This is a genomic window from Granulicatella seriolae, from assembly GCF_024543085.1.
GTDB lineage: Bacteria > Bacillota > Bacilli > Lactobacillales > Aerococcaceae > Granulicatella > Granulicatella seriolae.
Genome location: NZ_JANHNZ010000010.1, coordinates 59,162 through 76,872 on the forward strand (window position 1 = coordinate 59,162; position 17,711 = coordinate 76,872).

17 protein-coding genes are annotated in these 17,711 nt (G+C 38.9%); 16 read left to right on the top strand and 1 reads right to left on the bottom strand.

What is annotated here, in order from left to right; translation table 11 throughout:
* Positions 1-141: 141 nt before the first annotated feature.
* From NPA36_RS08785 to typA, 3 genes are all read left to right on the top strand, one after another.
* Positions 142-420, top strand: a complete 279-nt coding sequence (locus NPA36_RS08785; RefSeq protein WP_256945755.1) for a UPF0223 family protein — start codon at positions 142-144, stop codon at positions 418-420.
* Positions 420-1,208 carry an inositol monophosphatase family protein gene (locus NPA36_RS08790; RefSeq protein ID WP_256945756.1) on the top strand — a complete coding sequence of 263 codons (789 nt, stop codon included), beginning with the start codon at positions 420-422 and terminating at the stop codon, positions 1,206-1,208. Before NPA36_RS08785 ends, NPA36_RS08790 begins: the two co-directional genes overlap by 1 nt.
* Before the next feature lie 192 nt (positions 1,209-1,400).
* The gene (typA, locus tag NPA36_RS08795) at positions 1,401-3,245 is read left to right on the top strand and encodes a translational GTPase TypA (RefSeq protein WP_256945757.1); all 1,845 of its coding nucleotides are present in this window, start codon (positions 1,401-1,403) and stop codon (positions 3,243-3,245) included.
* Positions 3,246-3,378: 133 nt separating this feature from the next.
* On the opposite strand, the gene NPA36_RS08800 is transcribed toward typA, so the two are convergent.
* Positions 3,379-3,561 carry a hypothetical protein gene (locus NPA36_RS08800; protein ID WP_256945758.1) on the bottom strand — a complete coding sequence of 61 codons (183 nt, stop codon included), beginning with the start codon at positions 3,559-3,561 and terminating at the stop codon, positions 3,379-3,381.
* 529 nt (positions 3,562-4,090) lie between these two features.
* On the opposite strand from NPA36_RS08800, the gene NPA36_RS08805 reads away from it, so the two are divergent.
* The 13 genes from NPA36_RS08805 to NPA36_RS08865 all read left to right on the top strand — a co-directional run bounded on the left by NPA36_RS08805 (position 4,091) and on the right by NPA36_RS08865 (position 17,151).
* The gene (locus NPA36_RS08805) at positions 4,091-4,375 is read left to right on the top strand and encodes a YlaN family protein (protein ID WP_256945759.1); all 285 of its coding nucleotides are present in this window, start codon (positions 4,091-4,093) and stop codon (positions 4,373-4,375) included.
* 13 nt (positions 4,376-4,388) lie between these two features.
* A complete protein-coding gene (locus NPA36_RS08810) occupies positions 4,389-5,561 on the top strand; it encodes an FtsW/RodA/SpoVE family cell cycle protein (protein ID WP_256945760.1) in 1,173 nt (390 codons plus the stop codon).
* Between the two features lie 4 nt (positions 5,562-5,565).
* Complete coding sequence (locus NPA36_RS08815) at positions 5,566-8,991, top strand: pyruvate carboxylase (RefSeq protein WP_256945761.1); 3,426 nt, start codon at positions 5,566-5,568, stop codon at positions 8,989-8,991.
* A 15-nt stretch (positions 8,992-9,006) separates the two neighbouring features.
* Positions 9,007-9,423 (top strand): YlbF family regulator, encoded by a 417-nt coding sequence (locus NPA36_RS08820; protein WP_256945762.1) that lies wholly within the window; start codon positions 9,007-9,009, stop codon positions 9,421-9,423.
* Between the two features lie 3 nt (positions 9,424-9,426).
* The gene (locus tag NPA36_RS08825) at positions 9,427-9,723 is read left to right on the top strand and encodes a YlbG family protein (protein WP_256945763.1); all 297 of its coding nucleotides are present in this window, start codon (positions 9,427-9,429) and stop codon (positions 9,721-9,723) included.
* Between the two features lie 279 nt (positions 9,724-10,002).
* A complete protein-coding gene (rsmD, locus tag NPA36_RS08830) occupies positions 10,003-10,569 on the top strand; it encodes a 16S rRNA (guanine(966)-N(2))-methyltransferase RsmD (protein WP_256945764.1) in 567 nt (188 codons plus the stop codon).
* Positions 10,569-11,087: a pantetheine-phosphate adenylyltransferase gene (gene coaD, locus NPA36_RS08835; protein ID WP_256945765.1), complete on the top strand. Its 519-nt coding sequence runs from the start codon at positions 10,569-10,571 to the stop codon at positions 11,085-11,087. The genes rsmD and coaD overlap by 1 nt, the downstream gene beginning before the upstream one ends.
* Before the next feature lie 9 nt (positions 11,088-11,096).
* Positions 11,097-12,167, top strand: coding sequence for a SepM family pheromone-processing serine protease (locus tag NPA36_RS08840; protein ID WP_256945766.1), 1,071 nt, complete (start codon positions 11,097-11,099; stop codon positions 12,165-12,167).
* An 11-nt stretch (positions 12,168-12,178) separates the two neighbouring features.
* Complete coding sequence (locus NPA36_RS08845) at positions 12,179-12,763, top strand: GNAT family N-acetyltransferase (RefSeq protein ID WP_256945767.1); 585 nt, start codon at positions 12,179-12,181, stop codon at positions 12,761-12,763.
* An 18-nt stretch (positions 12,764-12,781) separates the two neighbouring features.
* Positions 12,782-13,900 (top strand): aminotransferase, encoded by a 1,119-nt coding sequence (locus NPA36_RS08850; RefSeq protein ID WP_256945768.1) that lies wholly within the window; start codon positions 12,782-12,784, stop codon positions 13,898-13,900.
* A gap of 160 nt (positions 13,901-14,060) precedes the next feature.
* Positions 14,061-15,179: a DUF871 domain-containing protein gene (locus NPA36_RS08855; protein ID WP_256945769.1), complete on the top strand. Its 1,119-nt coding sequence runs from the start codon at positions 14,061-14,063 to the stop codon at positions 15,177-15,179.
* Positions 15,176-16,609, top strand: a complete 1,434-nt coding sequence (locus tag NPA36_RS08860; protein WP_256945770.1) for a 6-phospho-beta-glucosidase — start codon at positions 15,176-15,178, stop codon at positions 16,607-16,609. The genes NPA36_RS08855 and NPA36_RS08860 overlap by 4 nt, the downstream gene beginning before the upstream one ends.
* 356 nt (positions 16,610-16,965) lie before the next feature.
* Positions 16,966-17,151: a hypothetical protein gene (locus tag NPA36_RS08865; RefSeq protein WP_256945771.1), complete on the top strand. Its 186-nt coding sequence runs from the start codon at positions 16,966-16,968 to the stop codon at positions 17,149-17,151.
* The last annotated feature ends 560 nt before the right edge of the window (positions 17,152-17,711 follow it).

The window sequence follows — 17,711 nt, forward strand, 5'->3', positions numbered from 1 at the left end:
TCTTTGGTCAACTAGTAGATACATTTACTATTTAAAGCTTTGTCTCTTGAATTGGGGCTTGATTTCTAATAGACTGAGTATAAAGAATTAGATAATTTAGACTGATTTATGAGTCTATTTGATAGAAAGAGTGGTAGAAACATGAAGAATTATGACTATCCAATTGAGCTTGACTGGTCACATGAAGAGATGGCGAAGGTGATTGGTTGTTGGAGTGCAGTAGAAGCTTGTTATGAAGGGGGAATAGCAAAAGAATCCTTCAAAAAAGCATATGATGCCTTTAAAGAGGTAGTTCCTTCAATTGGGCAAGAAAAACGTTTAGGGCAGGAATTTCAAAAGTTAAGTGGGTACTCACTTTATGCCTGTGTGCAAGCTTATAAAAAATCGGACGGAAAAAGAATAAATTTGGGAGTGAGATGATGCCAATGGATACTTTAAAGTTGCATTTAGAAATCGTGGATTGGATGATGACAGCTGGTCAAATGATAAGAGACTCTTTTACAACCCCTTTGACCATCACCGAAAAGTCGGGTTACCGTGATTTAGTGACTGACGTTGATCAAGGAATTGAGCGCTTTTTTATTGAACAGATTCGACGTAACTACCCAGAACATAAAATTCTTGGTGAGGAAGGTCAAGGAGACCGTATTGTTTCTTTAGAGGGCTATGTTTGGATCATCGACCCCATTGATGGCACTATGAATTTTATTCAGGAACAAGGTCATTTCGGTATTATGATTGCTCTTTATAAGGATGGGGTAGGGTTATTAGGGTATATTTATGACGTTATGAATGACCGACTTTATGCTGGAATTAAAGATAAAGGAGCTTACTGTAATGGCAGAAGGTTATCAGTATTGCCAGAGAAAAGCTTATCTCAGGGGCTTTTGCATATCAATGGCAATACCTTACTGCGTGCTACTCCAGCTATCAAAGCGATTGCTAAAAAAAGTCTAGGAACTCGTTCAATTGGAGCGGCGTCTATTGAAGCTATATCAGTATTTACAGGACGAGCTGTTGGGTATATTACTTATCATGCGGCTTCTTGGGATATTGCAGCTAGCATGATTATTGCTAAAGAGTTGGGGATTGGTGCAAGCAAACTGGATGGACATGACATTGATCTTTTGGACAGCAAACACAAGATTGTTTTAGGGTCAGAACGATTGAGAAAAGAAGTTATAGAGCACCTTGCAGAGGATGTGTAAAATTTATTTCATCATGTAACCGTTATCCTTAACATTTTTCCTTTTCAAATGAGCTTCATGGTGGTAAAATAGTTAAGTTAAAGAACCTGGCTAGTTGTAGATTATTCATGCTGTCTAAAGCAAAAGAAAGACCTTGTTCATTCGGAATAGGTCTTTCTTTTCAGGAATAAAACTTTTGGAGGAAAAAGAATAATGAAATTAAGAAACGATATTCGTAACGTTGCGATTATTGCCCACGTTGACCATGGGAAAACGACTTTAGTTGATGAAATGCTAAAGCAATCAGAAACCCTAGATGCTCGTACGGAGTTGTCAGAACGTGCTATGGACTCAAATGATATTGAGCGTGAACGCGGTATTACGATTTTGGCGAAAAATACTGCTGTTTCCTATAAAGGGACTCGAATTAACATCATGGATACCCCAGGTCACGCGGATTTTGGTGGCGAAGTAGAGCGTATCATGAAAATGGTTGATGGAGTTGTACTTGTCGTTGATGCTTATGAAGGAACCATGCCACAAACCCGTTTTGTATTGAAAAAAGCTTTAGACCAAAAATTGACTCCAATTGTTGTTGTAAATAAGATTGACCGTGATGCTGCTAGACCAGAAGAAGTGGTTGATGAAGTATTAGAACTATTTATTGAATTAGGTGCAGATGATGACCAATTAGAATTCCCAGTTGTCTATGCTTCAGCCTTGAATGGTACTACAAGTTTATCTGACAATGCTGCTGATCAAGAAAAAACAATGGACCACTTATTTGATACCATTATTGAACATATCCCTTGCCCAATTGATAATTCAGATGAGCCATTACAATTCCAAGTTTCTCTACTAGATTATAATGACTATGTTGGACGTATCGGGATTGGCCGTGTCTTCCGTGGAACTATCAAAGTTGGTGACCAAGTATCACTTATCAAGCTAGATGGAAGTAAGAAAAATTTCCGTGTTACCAAACTATTTGGTTTCTTCGGTTTAAACCGTGTTGAGATTGATGAAGCTAGAGCTGGTGATTTGATTGCTATTTCTGGTATGGAGGACATCTTTGTTGGAGAAACAGTAACTCCAGTTGAATTCCAAGAGTCTCTACCAATTCTTCATATAGATGAACCAACTCTTCAAATGACTTTCTTGACTAACAATTCACCATTTGCTGGTAAAGAAGGGAAATTCATTACTTCTCGTAAGATTGAAGAACGTCTACTTCGTGAATTACACACAGATGTTTCCTTGAAGGTAGAACCAACTAGTTCACCAGATGCATGGGTCGTATCCGGACGTGGCGAATTGCATTTGTCTATCTTGATTGAAAATATGCGTCGTGAAGGCTATGAATTACAAGTATCTCGTCCAGAAGTTATCTTAAAAGACATTGATGGCGTTCGTTGCGAACCATTTGAACGTGTGCAAATCGATACCCCTGAAGAATATATGGGTTCTATTATTGAGTCCCTAAGCAATCGTAAGGGTGAGATGCAAGATATGCAACATACTGGTAACGGACAAGTTCGGATTATCTTCCTAGCGCCTGCTCGTGGACTAATCGGTTACACAACTGAATTCTTGTCTATGACTCGTGGATACGGAATCATGAATCACACCTTTGACCAATACCTACCATATGTACATGCCAATATCGGCGGCCGTAGAAATGGTGCTTTAGTATCAACGGACACTGGTAAAGCAACAACTTACGGAATTATGGGTGTCGAAGATCGTGGAACTATTTTTATCGAACCAGGTACTGATATTTATGAAGGAATGGTTGTTGGAGAAAACTCACGTGATAACGATATTGCTGTGAACATCACGAAAGCTAAACAACAAACCAATATCCGTTCAGCCAATAAAGACCAAACAAATGTGATCAAAACACCTAAAAAACTTTCTCTAGAAGAATCCCTAGAATTCTTAGCAGAAGATGAATACTGTGAAATTACTCCAGTAAGCATTCGTCTGCGTAAACAAATTCTAAACAAGGGCGAACGTGAGAAAGCTGCAAAACGTAAGAAACAAGCAGAAACTGAATAAAATTTTAAAATCCAACAAGTTCTCAATGAGGCTTGTTGGATTTTGTATATACAAAATAGGTAGGGCTATTTTTCTAATTATTTTGGTGGTTATACTTTTGTAATGAGTACGAACATTAAATAGGCCGAGTTCTTTATTTTGTTTTTTTAAATTCATTCCGTAGGGCTTGCAGAATAGCGTCTGTAATAGTCATGTTTGCGGTTCTTGCTATCTCTCTAATCTCTTCTACTTCTTCTATAGTGTAACGATTTCCTAACATCTTAGTTCTGTTTAAGCCTGTAGGGGGTCTACCGCCTTTGTTTTTAACTTCTGTCATTGCCTTCATATCCTTTCTATAGTATAATTAACTCAAAGGATGTCAAGAACTTAGGCTATATAAGCCCTTAACCTTTGAATAGGGTACTAACCTAGAAGGTCAATAAGAAGCCTTATTGTTGTTAATAGAGTTGTTATAATTGTGGTAGTTATTATAACTCTGTTAGTTCGCAATAATTGGGCTTCTTTTTGTTGGCTTTCCACTTTTCCATTCTTGTATTTTGTACCTTGTGAATCCTCTTTCTTAGTTGAGTTTTGGGGGTGTTGTGGTTCGTGGCTCAATCACAACTACAGTATAAGGTTTAGTAATCAACTCATCAACACCTTTCTAACAAAAAAGGTTATCCGTCAAATTGTGTTGATGAACTTAAATTGAATAAAATGATTGCCAGAAATCGGTGGAGGATTCTTTCTACCGATTTTTTCATGGAATACCTTAAGCCCTTACTAAACTTTCTACAAGAGGGTATAGAATTCACATTTCTGTGGTATAATGTTCTGAGAAAATGATGATAAAGGAGATGTATGTAATGGCACATAGATCTGATCAAATGAGTGCATTAGAAGTCTTAGAAAAGAATGCAGAAAAAATATATCACCTGATTCATAGTCAACGCAATCACCTGTGTTTGACGCAATGTCCAGCCTTTGAGGAGGTAGTGGATACACAATTGTATGGTTTTTCCAAGCAAGTTGAGTATGCTGTTATGATAGAAGTTATTGATAAAGAGACAGGTCACCGTTTAATGAGTGACTTAGAGCATTCACTCAACGATGTCTATACTGAAATATACGAAAAAACAAAAAATAAATAAAGGGGGTCTTTTTTTGAAACGAATACTAGATAAATTAAACCTTGATCCCTACATTATGATTCCATATTTATTGCTATCCTTATTTGGATTAATTATGGTTTATAGCGCCAGTTCCTTCTTTTCTTTAGCAGAAACTAATAGCGCTGAGTCCTATTTCTACAAACAATTTATCTTTGTCCTAGTCGGGATGGGCCTGATGTTGTTAGTCTCGTATTTAGGTGAATATATTCTACAAAAAAAATGGGCACTGTTCGGTGTTTTTGCTATTCTCATACTGTTGCTCATTATCGTACTATTTACCAGTCCGATAAATGGTGCTAAAAGTTGGATTAGTATAGGCGGATTTACACTGCAACCTTCTGAATTTGCAAAATTATTTATTATATGGGCTGGTGCTTATTTCTATAGTGTTAATCAAAAGTTGATTGACTCAAAAATTTTGGCATATATTGCTTGGCCAGCTAGTATGGCTGCCATAATTTTTCTATTCGTGTTAGCACAACCTGACTTTGGGACTTTTTTAATTCTGATCCTAATATTTTTAATCCAGTTTGTTTCATCAGGAGTGCCTTTAAAATACCCAATTGGTTTAGGAGTTTTTTCAGTTGTGGCATATGGTCTTACTTATTTGCCAAAAAGTTGGATTGAAAATCTTCCCATTATGCAATACCAGATTGGTCGTTTGACTTCTTTTCATAATCCTTGGGCTGATGCACAAGGGGATGGTTATCAAGCTATTCAAGGCTATCTGGCTCTGGCTAGGGGTGGCTTAACCGGTACTGGTTTAGCGACGTCTATTCAAAAAACAGGTTTTCTTCCTGAGGCTCATACCGATTTCATCCTAGCGATTATTGGGGAAGAGATGGGTGTTATTATGGTTCTCGTGGTATTGGCTGTTTTATTTAGTTTGATTATTTTTATCTTTAGGCAAAGTATCCAGTGCAAGCTACTGTTTTCTAAGCTTGTTTGTATTGGTGTTGGCGCCATGATTCTGGTTCAATCCAGCATCAATATAGGTGCTTTACTTGGTTTAGCACCAATCACAGGTGTTCCACTACCATTTATTAGTTATGGTGGTTCTAGTTTTCTGGCATTAAGCATTGGGATTGGTATGGTACAGTGTGTTATTCGGATGGACCAAAAATTTGTTAGCAACATGGCAAACTCTATAGAAAAGGGCAGGTAGTTTCATGAAAAAAGTTTTAGTGGCAAATCGTGGTGAGATTGCAATACGAGTTTTCCGTGCAGCCAAGGAATTAGGCTTAGCAACAGTAGGCATTTATGCCAAGGAGGATGACCAATCTTTACATCGTTTTAAGGCGGATGAGGCTTATCAAGTTGGAGCAGGTAAAAAACCAATTGAAGCTTACCTAGATATTGAAGATATTATTTGTATCGCTAAAGAAAGTGGAGCGGATGCTATTCATCCTGGATATGGATTTTTATCAGAAAATCTGGAATTTGCTAAGCGATGTCAGGAAGAGGGACTCACATTTGTCGGGCCAAAAATGGCAGAGCTTGAGATTCTAGGAGATAAGATAAAGGCTAAGGAGGCAGCATTTAAAGCTGGTCTAGCTTCTATTCCTGGTTCTCATGGGGTAGTTGAGTCAGTCGAAGATATTTATGAATTTGCAGACCAATATGGCTATCCGATTATGGTCAAAGCTGCCTTAGGTGGTGGAGGTCGTGGGATGCGGATTATCCGCTCCAAAGACCAAGTGGCTGCTTTAAGCCAAGAAGCCGCACGTGAAGCTCAACAAGCATTTGGTTCATCAGACTGTTATGTTGAAAAATACATCGAAAATCCACAACATATTGAAGTACAAATTTTAGGAGATAGGTATGGCAATCTAGTTCATTTGTATGAAAGAGATTGTTCTGTTCAAAGACGGCATCAAAAGGTTGTTGAAGTGGCGCCTTGTCTTTCTATTTCTGACGAATTGCGGGACCGTATTTGCCATGCCGCAGCTAAATTTATGAAAGAAATCAACTACCTAAATGCAGGTACTGTAGAGTTCCTCCTTGACGGTGATACCTTCTACTTTATCGAGGTCAACCCACGTGTTCAAGTGGAACATACCATTACCGAATTAATTACGGGGATTGATATTGTTCAAGCGCAATTACGTATTGCTGCTGGACAAGACTTGCATAAGGAGATTGGAATTCCTAAGCAGGAAGACTTGCATTATTCAGGTGCTGCCATTCAATGTCGAGTGACCACTGAGGATCCTGAGAATAATTTCTTACCAGATACCGGTAGGATTAATACTTATCGCTCGCCAGGTGGGTTTGGGATTCGTTTGGATGCTGGAAATGCCTTTCAAGGAAATATTGTGACACCATATTTTGATTCTCTACTGGTAAAAGTTTGTTCTTTTGGTAGAACGTTTGAACAAGCGGTAACCACCATGGAACGTGCCTTAATTGAATTTCGGATTCGTGGTGTTAAAACCAATATACCTTTCATGAAGAACGTTATTGCCCATCCAACCTTCCAAAGTGGTATGGCTAAAACGACCTTTATTGATTCTAGTCCTGAACTTTTCGTCTTCCCTAAGGATAGTAACCGAGGGAATAAAACTCTGGCCTATATTTCTGAAATCACTGTCAATGGCTATCCTGGCCTTGATAAAAAGGTAAAAGAATACATCCCACAGGCAATGCTACCAAGTAACCTTGAACAAGTTCCACAAAAACAAAACGCAAAATTCGTTCTAGATTCAGATGGTGCCGATGCTCTAAGTCAGTGGGTAAAAAGTCAAAAGCGTACCCTTATCACAGATACCACCTTTAGAGATGCCCATCAAAGTCTCTTAGCGACACGCATGAGAGGTCAAGACCTCACTAAAATAGCAGCACTCTATGAAAAGGCCCTACCAAATCTATTTTCAGCAGAAGTTTGGGGTGGAGCAACCTTTGATACGGCTTACCGTTTCTTGACGGAAGACCCTTGGCAAAGGTTGAAAGAATACCGACAAGCTATGCCCAATACTCTTTTGCAAATGCTCTTTAGAGCTTCTAATGCAGTCGGTTATACCAATTATCCAGATAATGTCATTGAAGCTTTTATCAAGGAAGCGGCTGCGAGTGGAGTGGATGTCTTCCGAATTTTTGATAGTCTAAATTGGCTGCCCCAAATGGAGAAAAGTATTCAAGCTGTTCGTGACTCAGGTAAGATTGCCCAAGCGGCTATTTGTTACACGGGAGATGTTATGGATCCTATGCGACAAAAGTACTCCTTGGATTACTATAAAAACTTAGCTAAGGAATTGGAAGCAGCCGGTGCTCATATGATTGCTGTCAAGGATATGGCGGGACTTCTTAAACCACAAGCCGCCTACGAGTTAATCTCCATCTTAAAAGAATCAGTCTCTCTACCAATTCAATTGCACACTCATGACACTAGTGGAAATGGTATCATGACCTTATCCAAAGCGGTCGAGGCGGGCGTAGATGTGGTGGACCTAGCCATGAGTTCTATGAGTGGTGGCACCTCACAACCAAGTCTAGAGAGCCTTTATTATGCTTTGGACGGTTCTTCAAGACAGCCAGACATTTCTATCCATAATGCGGAAGAAATCAATCACTATTGGCAGTCTGTTCGCAAGTATTACCACATGTTTGATAAGTCAACAACTAGCCCAACAACAGAAGTCTATCATCATGAAATGCCAGGAGGTCAATATACTAACCTTCTACAACAAGCAACTTCATTAGGCTTAGAAAAACAATGGGATGTCATCAAAGACATGTATCACCGAGTAAATCTCTTGTTTGGAGATATTATCAAAGTGACACCATCATCCAAAGTTGTTGGCGATATGGCACTCTTTATGGTGCAAAACAATTTGGATGAAGAAAGTCTCTTTGAAAAGGGAGGTAATCTTGATTTCCCTGATTCAGTCATTTCTTACTTTAGAGGAGATCTAGGTCAACCGATTGGAGGCTTTCCTCAAGAATTACAAAAACTGGTGTTAAAAGAAATAAAACCAATCACAAAACGACCAGGACTTTTAATGGAAGCAGTAGACTTTGATAAAGTTAGACAAGATTTGTCAAAAAAATTGGGTAGAACTGCTAGTCCTCAAGAAGTCTTGAGCTACCTAATGTACCCAAAAGTCTTTTTAGATTATCAAAAGAAAGCTGAAGAGTTTGGCGATGTCTATTTAATTGACACTCCAACTTTCTTCTCAGGAATGAGACAAGGAGAGTCTATTCAAATCCAATACGCTCCCGGTAAGGTTTTAAATATTCAACTAATCCAAATTGGAGAACCAGATGTTGAAGGCAATCGCATCATGTTTTTCAGATTCAATGGACAAGGTCGAGAAATTATTGTCAAAGATAGAAGTATTAAAGGAACAGCCTTGGTTCGCAAAAAGGCTGAACCAACCAATCCAGCACATATAGGTGCTACTATGCCAGGAGCAGTTCTAAAAGTCTTGGTAGAAAAGGGTCAAACAGTGACTAAAGGGCAAGCCCTAATTATCACAGAGGCCATGAAGATGGAGACTACTATTCAAGCCAATAAAGACGGCAGAATCGATGCACTCTATGTCAAAGATGGTGATTTACTACAAAATGGTGACCTGTTAATGGAATTATTAGGATGAAACGAGGAATAGGCTATGGACTCAGAACAATTATTTCAGTTGGAAGAAAGACTTGATAATTTGTGCCAATATCTGAAAACCAGCCCAGTGTATCAAGACTATCTTGTAGCAAAGAAAGTGTATTATGACGATCCAAAGCTTCAAGAGCAAATCCAATCATTTTGTAGGCTTAGGGATGAAGTTCTCCTAATCGAACAATATGATAGGACCTCACCAAAATATCATGAAAAAAAACTGCAATTGATTCGTGAAAAGAAGCAGTTGGATATGCAAGAGAAAGTTTATAACTTTCATTTGGCAGAAACTGATTTACAGAATATCTTTGATTGGATAAGTCGAGAGATATCTGCTTCGGTTTCACCAGCCATCAAGGTTGACGCTGGTAATCCACTGCTGTCGAATCACCACCCATGTCCCAAATATAGGAGTTGAACTATGGAAGTAACTGAAAGACAGGCATTAATTGTTTGGATGTACACACTTAAGCAATTAAAGGCTATTAAGAAATTTGGTTATGTAACTTACATTTCCAAACGTCTCAAGTATGTCTATCTCTATGTGGATCAAGATCAAGTTGAGGCAATCACACAAAAATTAAACAAATTACATTTTGTTCGCAAAGTGGAACCATCTTACCGCCCTGAGGTTCGAATGGATTTTACACAAATTTTACCCGAACTAAAAGAGCAACACCAAAAAGACCAATTGGAAAAGCAGACATCTCTTGGATAATGTTTGAGGCTGAATGACAATTGTTTTTATAAAAAAGAGTCTCCAGCTTATCTGGCGGAAATCAAAAGGGTGGGCACCGCCCTAAGCCAAGGTCTTAGGGCTTAGCTGTCCACGTGAGTTGTAACTGGCTAAAGCCGAAACAACCAATGTGCGTCAGCTATGCTGATACACTCCTATTTCCCCCAATTAAGCTGGAGACTCTTTTATGGTTAACAGATCTTATTATTGATTATGGGCTTGTACCCAATTGAGATTAAAAAAATAGAAAGCAGGTGTGCCATGCGAGTTGTATCTGGGCAATATGGTGGTCGAAACTTAAAGGCTGTTCCAGGGACAAACACTCGTCCAACAACGGACAAAATCAAAGAATCACTGTTTAATATTATTGGTCCTTATTTTGATGGTGGACGAATTCTAGATATGTATGCCGGAAGTGGCGCTATTGCTGTTGAAGCTGTTTCCAGAGGTATGGATGAGGCCCTTCTTTTCGAACGAAACCGTCAAGCTATTGAAACCATTAAACAAAACCTTGCCATGACGAAGGAAGAAGAAAAGTTCACCTTGATGACAGGGGATGCTAGAAAACTAGTCAAGATGCATCAGCAAGATATTAAAGAAAATCCATTTTCACTAGTGTTTTTGGATCCCCCTTATAAAGCTCAAGAGGTTGAAAAAGATATTCAGACTTTAGTAGAGTTAGATTTATTGACTAATCAAGCTATTATTGTGGCAGAGATAGATAAGAGTGACCACCTTGCTGAAGAAATTTCTCGAATGGAGCAGTATCGCCGTGTGGAATATGGTATGACAGCACTCGTTTTCTACCAATGGAAGGAGCAAGACTAATGAAACGTATCGCACTATATCCTGGAAGCTTTGACCCCATTACAAATGGTCATATTGACTTGATTCGTCGCTCTAGTCAACTCTATGATGAGGTGGTCATCGCCATTTCCTTTAATTCTTCTAAAAAGAATCTTTTTTCGATTGAAGAACGAATTGCCTTGGCCAAAGATTCTTTGAAGGACATTCCCAATGTATCGATTATTCGCCACACGGGAGGATTAACGGTCGATGTAGCTGCCTCTATAGGTGCAAATGTTATCTTAAGAGGTATCCGTAACACGCAGGACTTTGAGTATGAAAGCAATATAGCCACCTTGAATAAAACACAAAATTCATCTATTGAAACGGTGGTCTTGATTGCTGCGGAGCACTATCGATTTTTAAGTTCCAGTATGATTAAAGAAATTGCTCTTTTTGGAGGAGATATTTCTCTCTTTGTTCCGCCAGTAGTAGAGAAGGCTATCTATGACAAGTATAAAAATGACGTTAAGCGGAACCTACATACCGAGCGCCAGTAAGGAGTAGTTATGAGAAGACAAGATGAAAGGTCACAAAAAATCCCATTAAAAAAATGGCTGTTCGGACTGCTTGCTTTAGCCGTTATTGTATTTTTACCCATACCCTACATTCTTGAAGTTCCCGGTAGCCCAATGAATGCGGCGGATTTTATGACTGTAGAACAAGCTACTACAGATGGAAATCAGCAAAAGGGGCAATTTCTAGTAACTACAGTTGGTATTCAACAAGCCACCCTATTTACTTCACTCTTTTCGATTTTGCCTCACCATACCTTGGTGACGGAAAAGGAGTTTTACGGAGACCAATCCAATAACCAAGAATACAATCTTTTGCAGACCTACTATATGGAGAGCGCTAAAAACAATTCCCTTAAAGTCGCTTTTGACTATGCTAAAAAGAAAGCTGACCTTATGTTTAAAGGCATCTATATCATGAGCTTTATCGAAGGCTCAAACTTTAGTTCACAGCTACAAATCGGTGATTTGGTAACAGCCATCGACCAGCAGGAATTTGATAGTTCTGCTGATTTTATTGCTTATGTACAAGGCTTATCGGTTGGTCAAGAGGTAAGTGTGACTTATGAAAGAGATGGACAAAGTCATCAAGCTACAGCGGCTACTATGGAGAACCCATCCAATCAAAAGGCTGCTTTAGGTATCCAATTGGTTGACCACACTGTTATCACCACTGACCCTAAAGTCAACTTTGATGATAGAGGGGTTGGCGGGCCTTCTGCCGGACTTATCTTTACTCTGGAAGCTTATGACCAGTTAAGCGGTGGAAATCTAGCTCGTGGTCATGTTATTGCTGGGACAGGAACCATGTCTTTAGATGGGACAGTCGGTCGGATTGGTGGCATTGATATGAAAGTGGTCGCAGCAGACAAGGCAGGCATTAAGATTTTCTTTGCACCAGATGATGAGATTAATGAAGAGTTGTTAGAATACAATCCACAGATAAAAAGTAACTACCAAGAAGCCCTAGAAACCGCCAAAGAAATTGGATCAACTATGCAGATTGTCCCAGTAAAAACCTTTCAAGATGCCTTAGATTTTCTTGCAACCTTAAAAGACCAGTAAAAGGAGCTGAGATGATGAATCAGGATGCCTTAGAAATACGTATTGCCAGACCCGAAGATGCCACTAGACTTGTAGAAATCTATAGACCTTATGTAGAAACAACAGCCATTACCTTTGATTGTCAAGTGCCAAGTCAGGAAGAGTTTCAAGAAAAGATTAGAAGGACTTTAGAAAACTATCCTTTTTTGGTTGGCATAAGGCAAGGAAAGATAATTGGCTATGCCTATGCCGGAGTGTATTATGGCAAGGAGGCCTACAAATGGATGGTGGAAACAACCATTTACCTTGATCAAGCTGCTCGGGGTAAAGGAGATGGACAAGCCTTTTATGAAACTTTAGAGACTATTCTAAAGGAAATGGGGATTCTATCTCTAGTTGCCTGCATTACCGATCCCAATCCTGCTAGCATAAACTTGCACAAAAAGTTAGGCTTTGAAAAGATTGGTCACTTCAAGTCAGCTGGCTATAAGCTGGGTCAGTGGTTTGATACCATTTGGATGGAAAAGCAGATTGGTGAGTATCAGGTTCCTCCTAAAGATGTGATTACGTTTAAGGAATGGGCTAGCAAGCCTGAAAATGTGAACCCTAGATTCTAAAAGTAAAGGAGAATAACTATGAAAATAAAAGCCTTTGGTGTAGAAGAGTGGTTAAATGAGTATGAGACAAAAGCAAACTATGATTTAGCGCAGTCCACTGTTGCATCCATGACGCTAGAAGAAATTATTGGATTAGATGGTACTAGTGTGACAGATTTTTTTGAAGACTTAGGCAAAACTAAGATGAACTATGGCCACATTGAAGGCTCACCTGACTTTAAGGAACAAGTGGCAGCATTATATCAGAATGTAGATGTTGATAATATCTTGCAAACGAACGGTGCTACTGGTGCCAATTTCCTGGCTCTTTATGCTTTAATTGAACCAGGCGACCATGTGATTAGTGTTTTACCAACCTATCAACAATTGGTCGATATTCCACGTTCTTTTGGCGCTAAAGTGGATACGGTCTATTTGTCGCAGGATTCCAATTGGGAACTGCCACTGACCGAATTGATGGCATTGATTAGACCGAATACCAAGATGATTTGTTTGAATTCTGCTAATAATCCGACGGGTACCTTGATAAATAAAACAAATTTGCAAAAACTGGTGGATTTTGTCAGACCTTTTGGAACTTATATTCTAGTAGATGAAGTCTATGCACCATTTGATGATGCAGATAATTTTGTTGCCATTGCTGATATTTATGACAGAGGTATCTCGACCAATTCTTTGTCCAAATCATTTTCCGTTCCGGGCATTCGAATTGGATGGACGGCTACTAATAAGGAACTGGCAGACCTGTTCAGAAAATACCGCGACTATACCTTGATTTGTTGTGGAATTATTGATGATGCCCTTGCCGTTCATATTCTTAAAAATAAGGACAAAATCAAAGAACGCAATCAGAAAATTGTTGCTGATAATTTGAAAATCCTAGAAGAATGGGTAGCCCAAGAGAAGCGTGTCAACCTAGTTAGCCCTAAAATGGTTTCCACCTCCTTTATTCAATTGGATATTCCTATCAGCTCCAAAGAATTTTGTTTGCAGCTGTTAGAAGAAGAGGGAGTTTTGTTGGTACCCGGTGAAGCCTATGATATGAAGGGCTTTGCTAGACTAGGTTACTGTGCTCAAGAACCAGTGTTAAGAGAAGGATTAAAGCGCATCAGCCGTCTGTTGGCTAGCTATGATTAAACTAAATATTCAAGAATGATAGATTTTCAGGAACACTGTGGAAAATCTATCAAAGTAAAAAGCTGGAAATCGCTATCATTTTCCAGCTTTTTTTATTATCATTAAGGTATAGAGATAAGTTTGCCAAATCCATTTGACAAAAGAAAGAAGGAATGATCATATGAGAAAACTTGGTGTTTCTGTATATCCTAACCATAGTTCTGTGGAGGATATTATAGACTATTTAAAAAGAGCAGCTTCTTACGGTTACTCAAGAATTTTTACTTGTTTATTGTCTGTTGATTATGAGAACCCACAAAAAAGCATTGATGAATTCAAAAAAATGACGCAAGCAGCTCACCAATTAGGGTTTGAAGTCATTGGAGACGTGAATCCGGAAGTCTTTAAGGCTTTTGACTTGAGCATTCAAGACCTCTCTTTTTTTAAAGAGATTGGTTTTGATGGCATTCGCTTGGATATGGGATTCACTGGTTTTGAGGAAGCTCTGATGACCTTTGACCCAAGTCGGCTCTTGATTGAACTCAATTGTAGCGCTGGAAACCAGTCTTTAACAAATATCTTGAGCTACCAACCTAATAAAAATTTTCTAGTTGGTTGCCATAATTTTTATCCTCATAGGGGAACTGGTTTAAGTTGGGAACATTTCTTAAACACTAGCCGACTTTATAAGGAACACAATCTGAGAACAGCTGCCTTCGTTAACTCTGCAGTTGCGGATACGGGGCCTTGGCCTGTCAATGAGGGCTTATGTACGGTAGAACGTCATAGGGATTGGCCAATTGATTTGCAGGCTAGAGACTTGTGGCAAACCAACTTAATCGATGATGTGATTATCGGCAATGCCTTTGCTAGTGAGGAAGAGTTAGCTGCTTTAGCCGCAGTAGATCCCTATTGCTTATCTTTAACCGTTGAATTGGAAGCAGATGTCAGCCCAGTCGAAAAAGAAATCGTCTTAGACAAACTACATGTTAACCGTGGAGACCAATCAGAGTACTTCTTACGCTCCTCTCAAAGTCGTTTAGACTATAAAGAGCATGATTTTGTGCCACATAACAATCCACCAATTTTGCATCCCGGGGATGTAGTGATTGATAACTCACTTTACCCAAGATATTCAGGTGAATTATTTGTCGTCTTGCATGAGTATGTTAGTGATGGCAAAGCTAATCTGGTAGCTCGTATCCCAGAAGAAGAAATATTCCTGTTAGAAAATATCAAACCATGGCAAAAATTCAAACTTATCGAAAAACAAGAAGACCATAAGGAGGAAAAGAAATGAGTACCTTTAAAGACGGATTTTTATGGGGTGGCGCAGTAGCGGCCCATCAATTAGAAGGTGGTTGGAAAGAGGGCGGCAAAGGGGTCAGCGTTGCAGACGTAATGACAGCTGGCCGACATGGTGTCGCTCGTAAGATTACAGATGGTGTTGTAGAAGGGGAATATTACCCAAACCATGAGGGGATTGACTTTTACCATCGCTACAAAGAAGACATTGCACTCTTTGCGGAAATGGGCTTCAAATGCTTCCGTACCTCTATCGCTTGGACACGTATCTTCCCAAACGGTGATGAATTAGAACCAAATGAGGAAGGTCTACAGTTTTACGATGACCTATTTGACGAATGTTTAAAACATGGCATTGAACCTGTTATCACCTTGTCCCATTTTGAAATGCCTTTTCACTTGGTTAAAGAATATGGTGGCTGGCGCAATCGTAAAGTGATTGACTTCTTTGTTCGTTTTGCTGAAGTGTGTTTTGAGCGTTACCAAGATAAGGTAAAGTACTGGATGACCTTCAACGAGATTAATAACCAAGCTAACTTCCATGATGATTTTGCACCATTTACCAACTCTGGGATTGTCTATGAAGAAGGTGAAAACCGCGAGCCAGTTATGTATCAAGCGGCGCATTATGAATTGGTGGCTAGTGCTAAAGCTGTAGCCATTGGTCATGTTATCAATCCCGACTTACAAATTGGTTGTATGATTGCAATGTGTCCTATTTACCCATATTCTTGCAGCCCAAGAGATATTCTCAAGGCGCAAAAGGCTATGCAAATGCGTTACTACTTTACAGATGTTCACGTACACGGTTACTATCCTAAGTTTATTCTCAAGTATTGGGAATCAAAAGGCTATGAATTTGATATTAGTGCCGAAGACTTGGAAACCCTAGTTATGGGCACGGTTGACTATATTGGCTTTTCTTACTACATGTCCTTTGCCATCAAGGGACATGAAACTAGTGATGGCTCTTACGAATACGACGAGACCAAAGACTTGGTTAGAAACCCTCACGTAGAAGCAAGTGACTGGGGCTGGCAGATTGACCCAGAAGGCCTACGCTACTCCCTAAACTGGTTCCAAGATATGTACCACCTACCGCTCTTCATCGTTGAGAATGGTTTTGGTGCCATTGACCAAGTAGAAGAGGATGGCTCCATTCATGACCCTTACCGGATTGATTATCTACAAGCTCATATTAAGGAAATGAAGAAAGCTGTGGTAGAAGATGGAGTTGACTTAATTGGTTATACGCCTTGGGGTTGTATTGACTTGGTTTCTGCTGGTACAGGTGAGATGAAGAAACGTTATGGGTTTATCTATGTAGACAAGGACAATGAGGGCAATGGTAGCCTGGAACGTTCTAAGAAAGACTCCTTTGACTGGTATAAAGAAGTGATTGCTAGCAACGGGGAGAATATTTAATCTTAATTATGAAAAATCGGTTACTGGAAGAGATGCTTCGGTAACCGATTTTTGCTATATATAGTTTAGTGAACTTTGTTAACTTTTTTATTAATTATAGGGCTGACAAAAATCCATCTAGTCAGTACGGCAAAAGAGTTCCCAAGAAAAGAACTAGAAGTGAGAATGGTGGAACCGCAGTGAGCCTAGGTCTCACTGGCTTAGCTGTCTACGTGGCTCGAAACATCCACTGTGCATCAGCTATGCTTTACACCGTTATTTCTAGTTCTTTTCTTGGGAAGTCTTTTGTCAAAGGACTAATAAAATTTTGAAAACATTTTCATAATATGGTATTGTAAACTACAGGAGGAGATGTTATGAATTTTGGATTGGAAAACTTTATTTCTCTTGTTGCTATTGTTATCTTATGGGGGGTTATATTTCGTATCTACCAAACTGAACTAAATGTTTCCTTAAAGAAAAGAAAGTTTTGGTTATTAATTATTGCTATTCTGGCGGTACTATCTATACTTCTACCAATTCTTATTTATTTTGCTAACTAAAAATTTGAAGTAGGTACAAAGCTTGTTGCCTATTTTCAAGTATGTACCATCTCTGCCCAGAGCGGTAACTAGTGGTGTGAGAGACGATTTTTTTGATTAATATGTAATGTTTTTTTTAAAAACATTTTCATAATATGGTATTGTAAACTATAGGAGGAGATGTTATGAATGATGGACTGAAAAACTTTATTTTTCTTGTTTCTATTGTTATCTTATAGTGGTTTTTGCTTCGTAGTTATCAAATTGAACCAGATGTATTGATAAAAAAGCCAAAATAAACTGCTGGAAAAGATTCAAGTCTTTTTCAGCAGTTTATTTTGGCTTTTTAAGGTTGTTAAATTGCACTATTTTTCCTGACTTTTACACTTGTTCGGAAGAAAACACCATCTAAACCCTTGATGCTAAAGGGTTTAGATGGTGTTTTCTTTTTAACAGTGTATATACCCTTAGTGCTAGTTAAAAAAGTTAAATCAAGCAAAAAAAGAAAGTTCTTGCTATACTAACCTCAAATCGACCAAGAAACGAGGTAAGAAGATATGCAAGAACTTCCTAACACCCAT

Coding starts and splice junctions, on each gene's coding strand:
- NPA36_RS08785 (WP_256945755.1), top strand. CDS start 142: ATGAAGAATTATGACTATCCAATTGAGCTTGACTGGTCACATGAAGAG.
- NPA36_RS08790 (WP_256945756.1), top strand. CDS start 420: ATGCCAATGGATACTTTAAAGTTGCATTTAGAAATCGTGGATTGGATG.
- typA (WP_256945757.1), top strand. CDS start 1,401: ATGAAATTAAGAAACGATATTCGTAACGTTGCGATTATTGCCCACGTT.
- NPA36_RS08800 (WP_256945758.1), bottom strand. CDS start 3,561: ATGACAGAAGTTAAAAACAAAGGCGGTAGACCCCCTACAGGCTTAAAC.
- NPA36_RS08805 (WP_256945759.1), top strand. CDS start 4,091: ATGGCACATAGATCTGATCAAATGAGTGCATTAGAAGTCTTAGAAAAG.
- NPA36_RS08815 (WP_256945761.1), top strand. CDS start 5,566: ATGAAAAAAGTTTTAGTGGCAAATCGTGGTGAGATTGCAATACGAGTT.
- NPA36_RS08820 (WP_256945762.1), top strand. CDS start 9,007: ATGGACTCAGAACAATTATTTCAGTTGGAAGAAAGACTTGATAATTTG.
- NPA36_RS08825 (WP_256945763.1), top strand. CDS start 9,427: ATGGAAGTAACTGAAAGACAGGCATTAATTGTTTGGATGTACACACTT.
- rsmD (WP_256945764.1), top strand. CDS start 10,003: ATGCGAGTTGTATCTGGGCAATATGGTGGTCGAAACTTAAAGGCTGTT.
- coaD (WP_256945765.1), top strand. CDS start 10,569: ATGAAACGTATCGCACTATATCCTGGAAGCTTTGACCCCATTACAAAT.
- NPA36_RS08840 (WP_256945766.1), top strand. CDS start 11,097: ATGAGAAGACAAGATGAAAGGTCACAAAAAATCCCATTAAAAAAATGG.
- NPA36_RS08845 (WP_256945767.1), top strand. CDS start 12,179: ATGATGAATCAGGATGCCTTAGAAATACGTATTGCCAGACCCGAAGAT.
- NPA36_RS08850 (WP_256945768.1), top strand. CDS start 12,782: ATGAAAATAAAAGCCTTTGGTGTAGAAGAGTGGTTAAATGAGTATGAG.
- NPA36_RS08855 (WP_256945769.1), top strand. CDS start 14,061: ATGAGAAAACTTGGTGTTTCTGTATATCCTAACCATAGTTCTGTGGAG.
- NPA36_RS08860 (WP_256945770.1), top strand. CDS start 15,176: ATGAGTACCTTTAAAGACGGATTTTTATGGGGTGGCGCAGTAGCGGCC.
- NPA36_RS08865 (WP_256945771.1), top strand. CDS start 16,966: ATGAATTTTGGATTGGAAAACTTTATTTCTCTTGTTGCTATTGTTATC.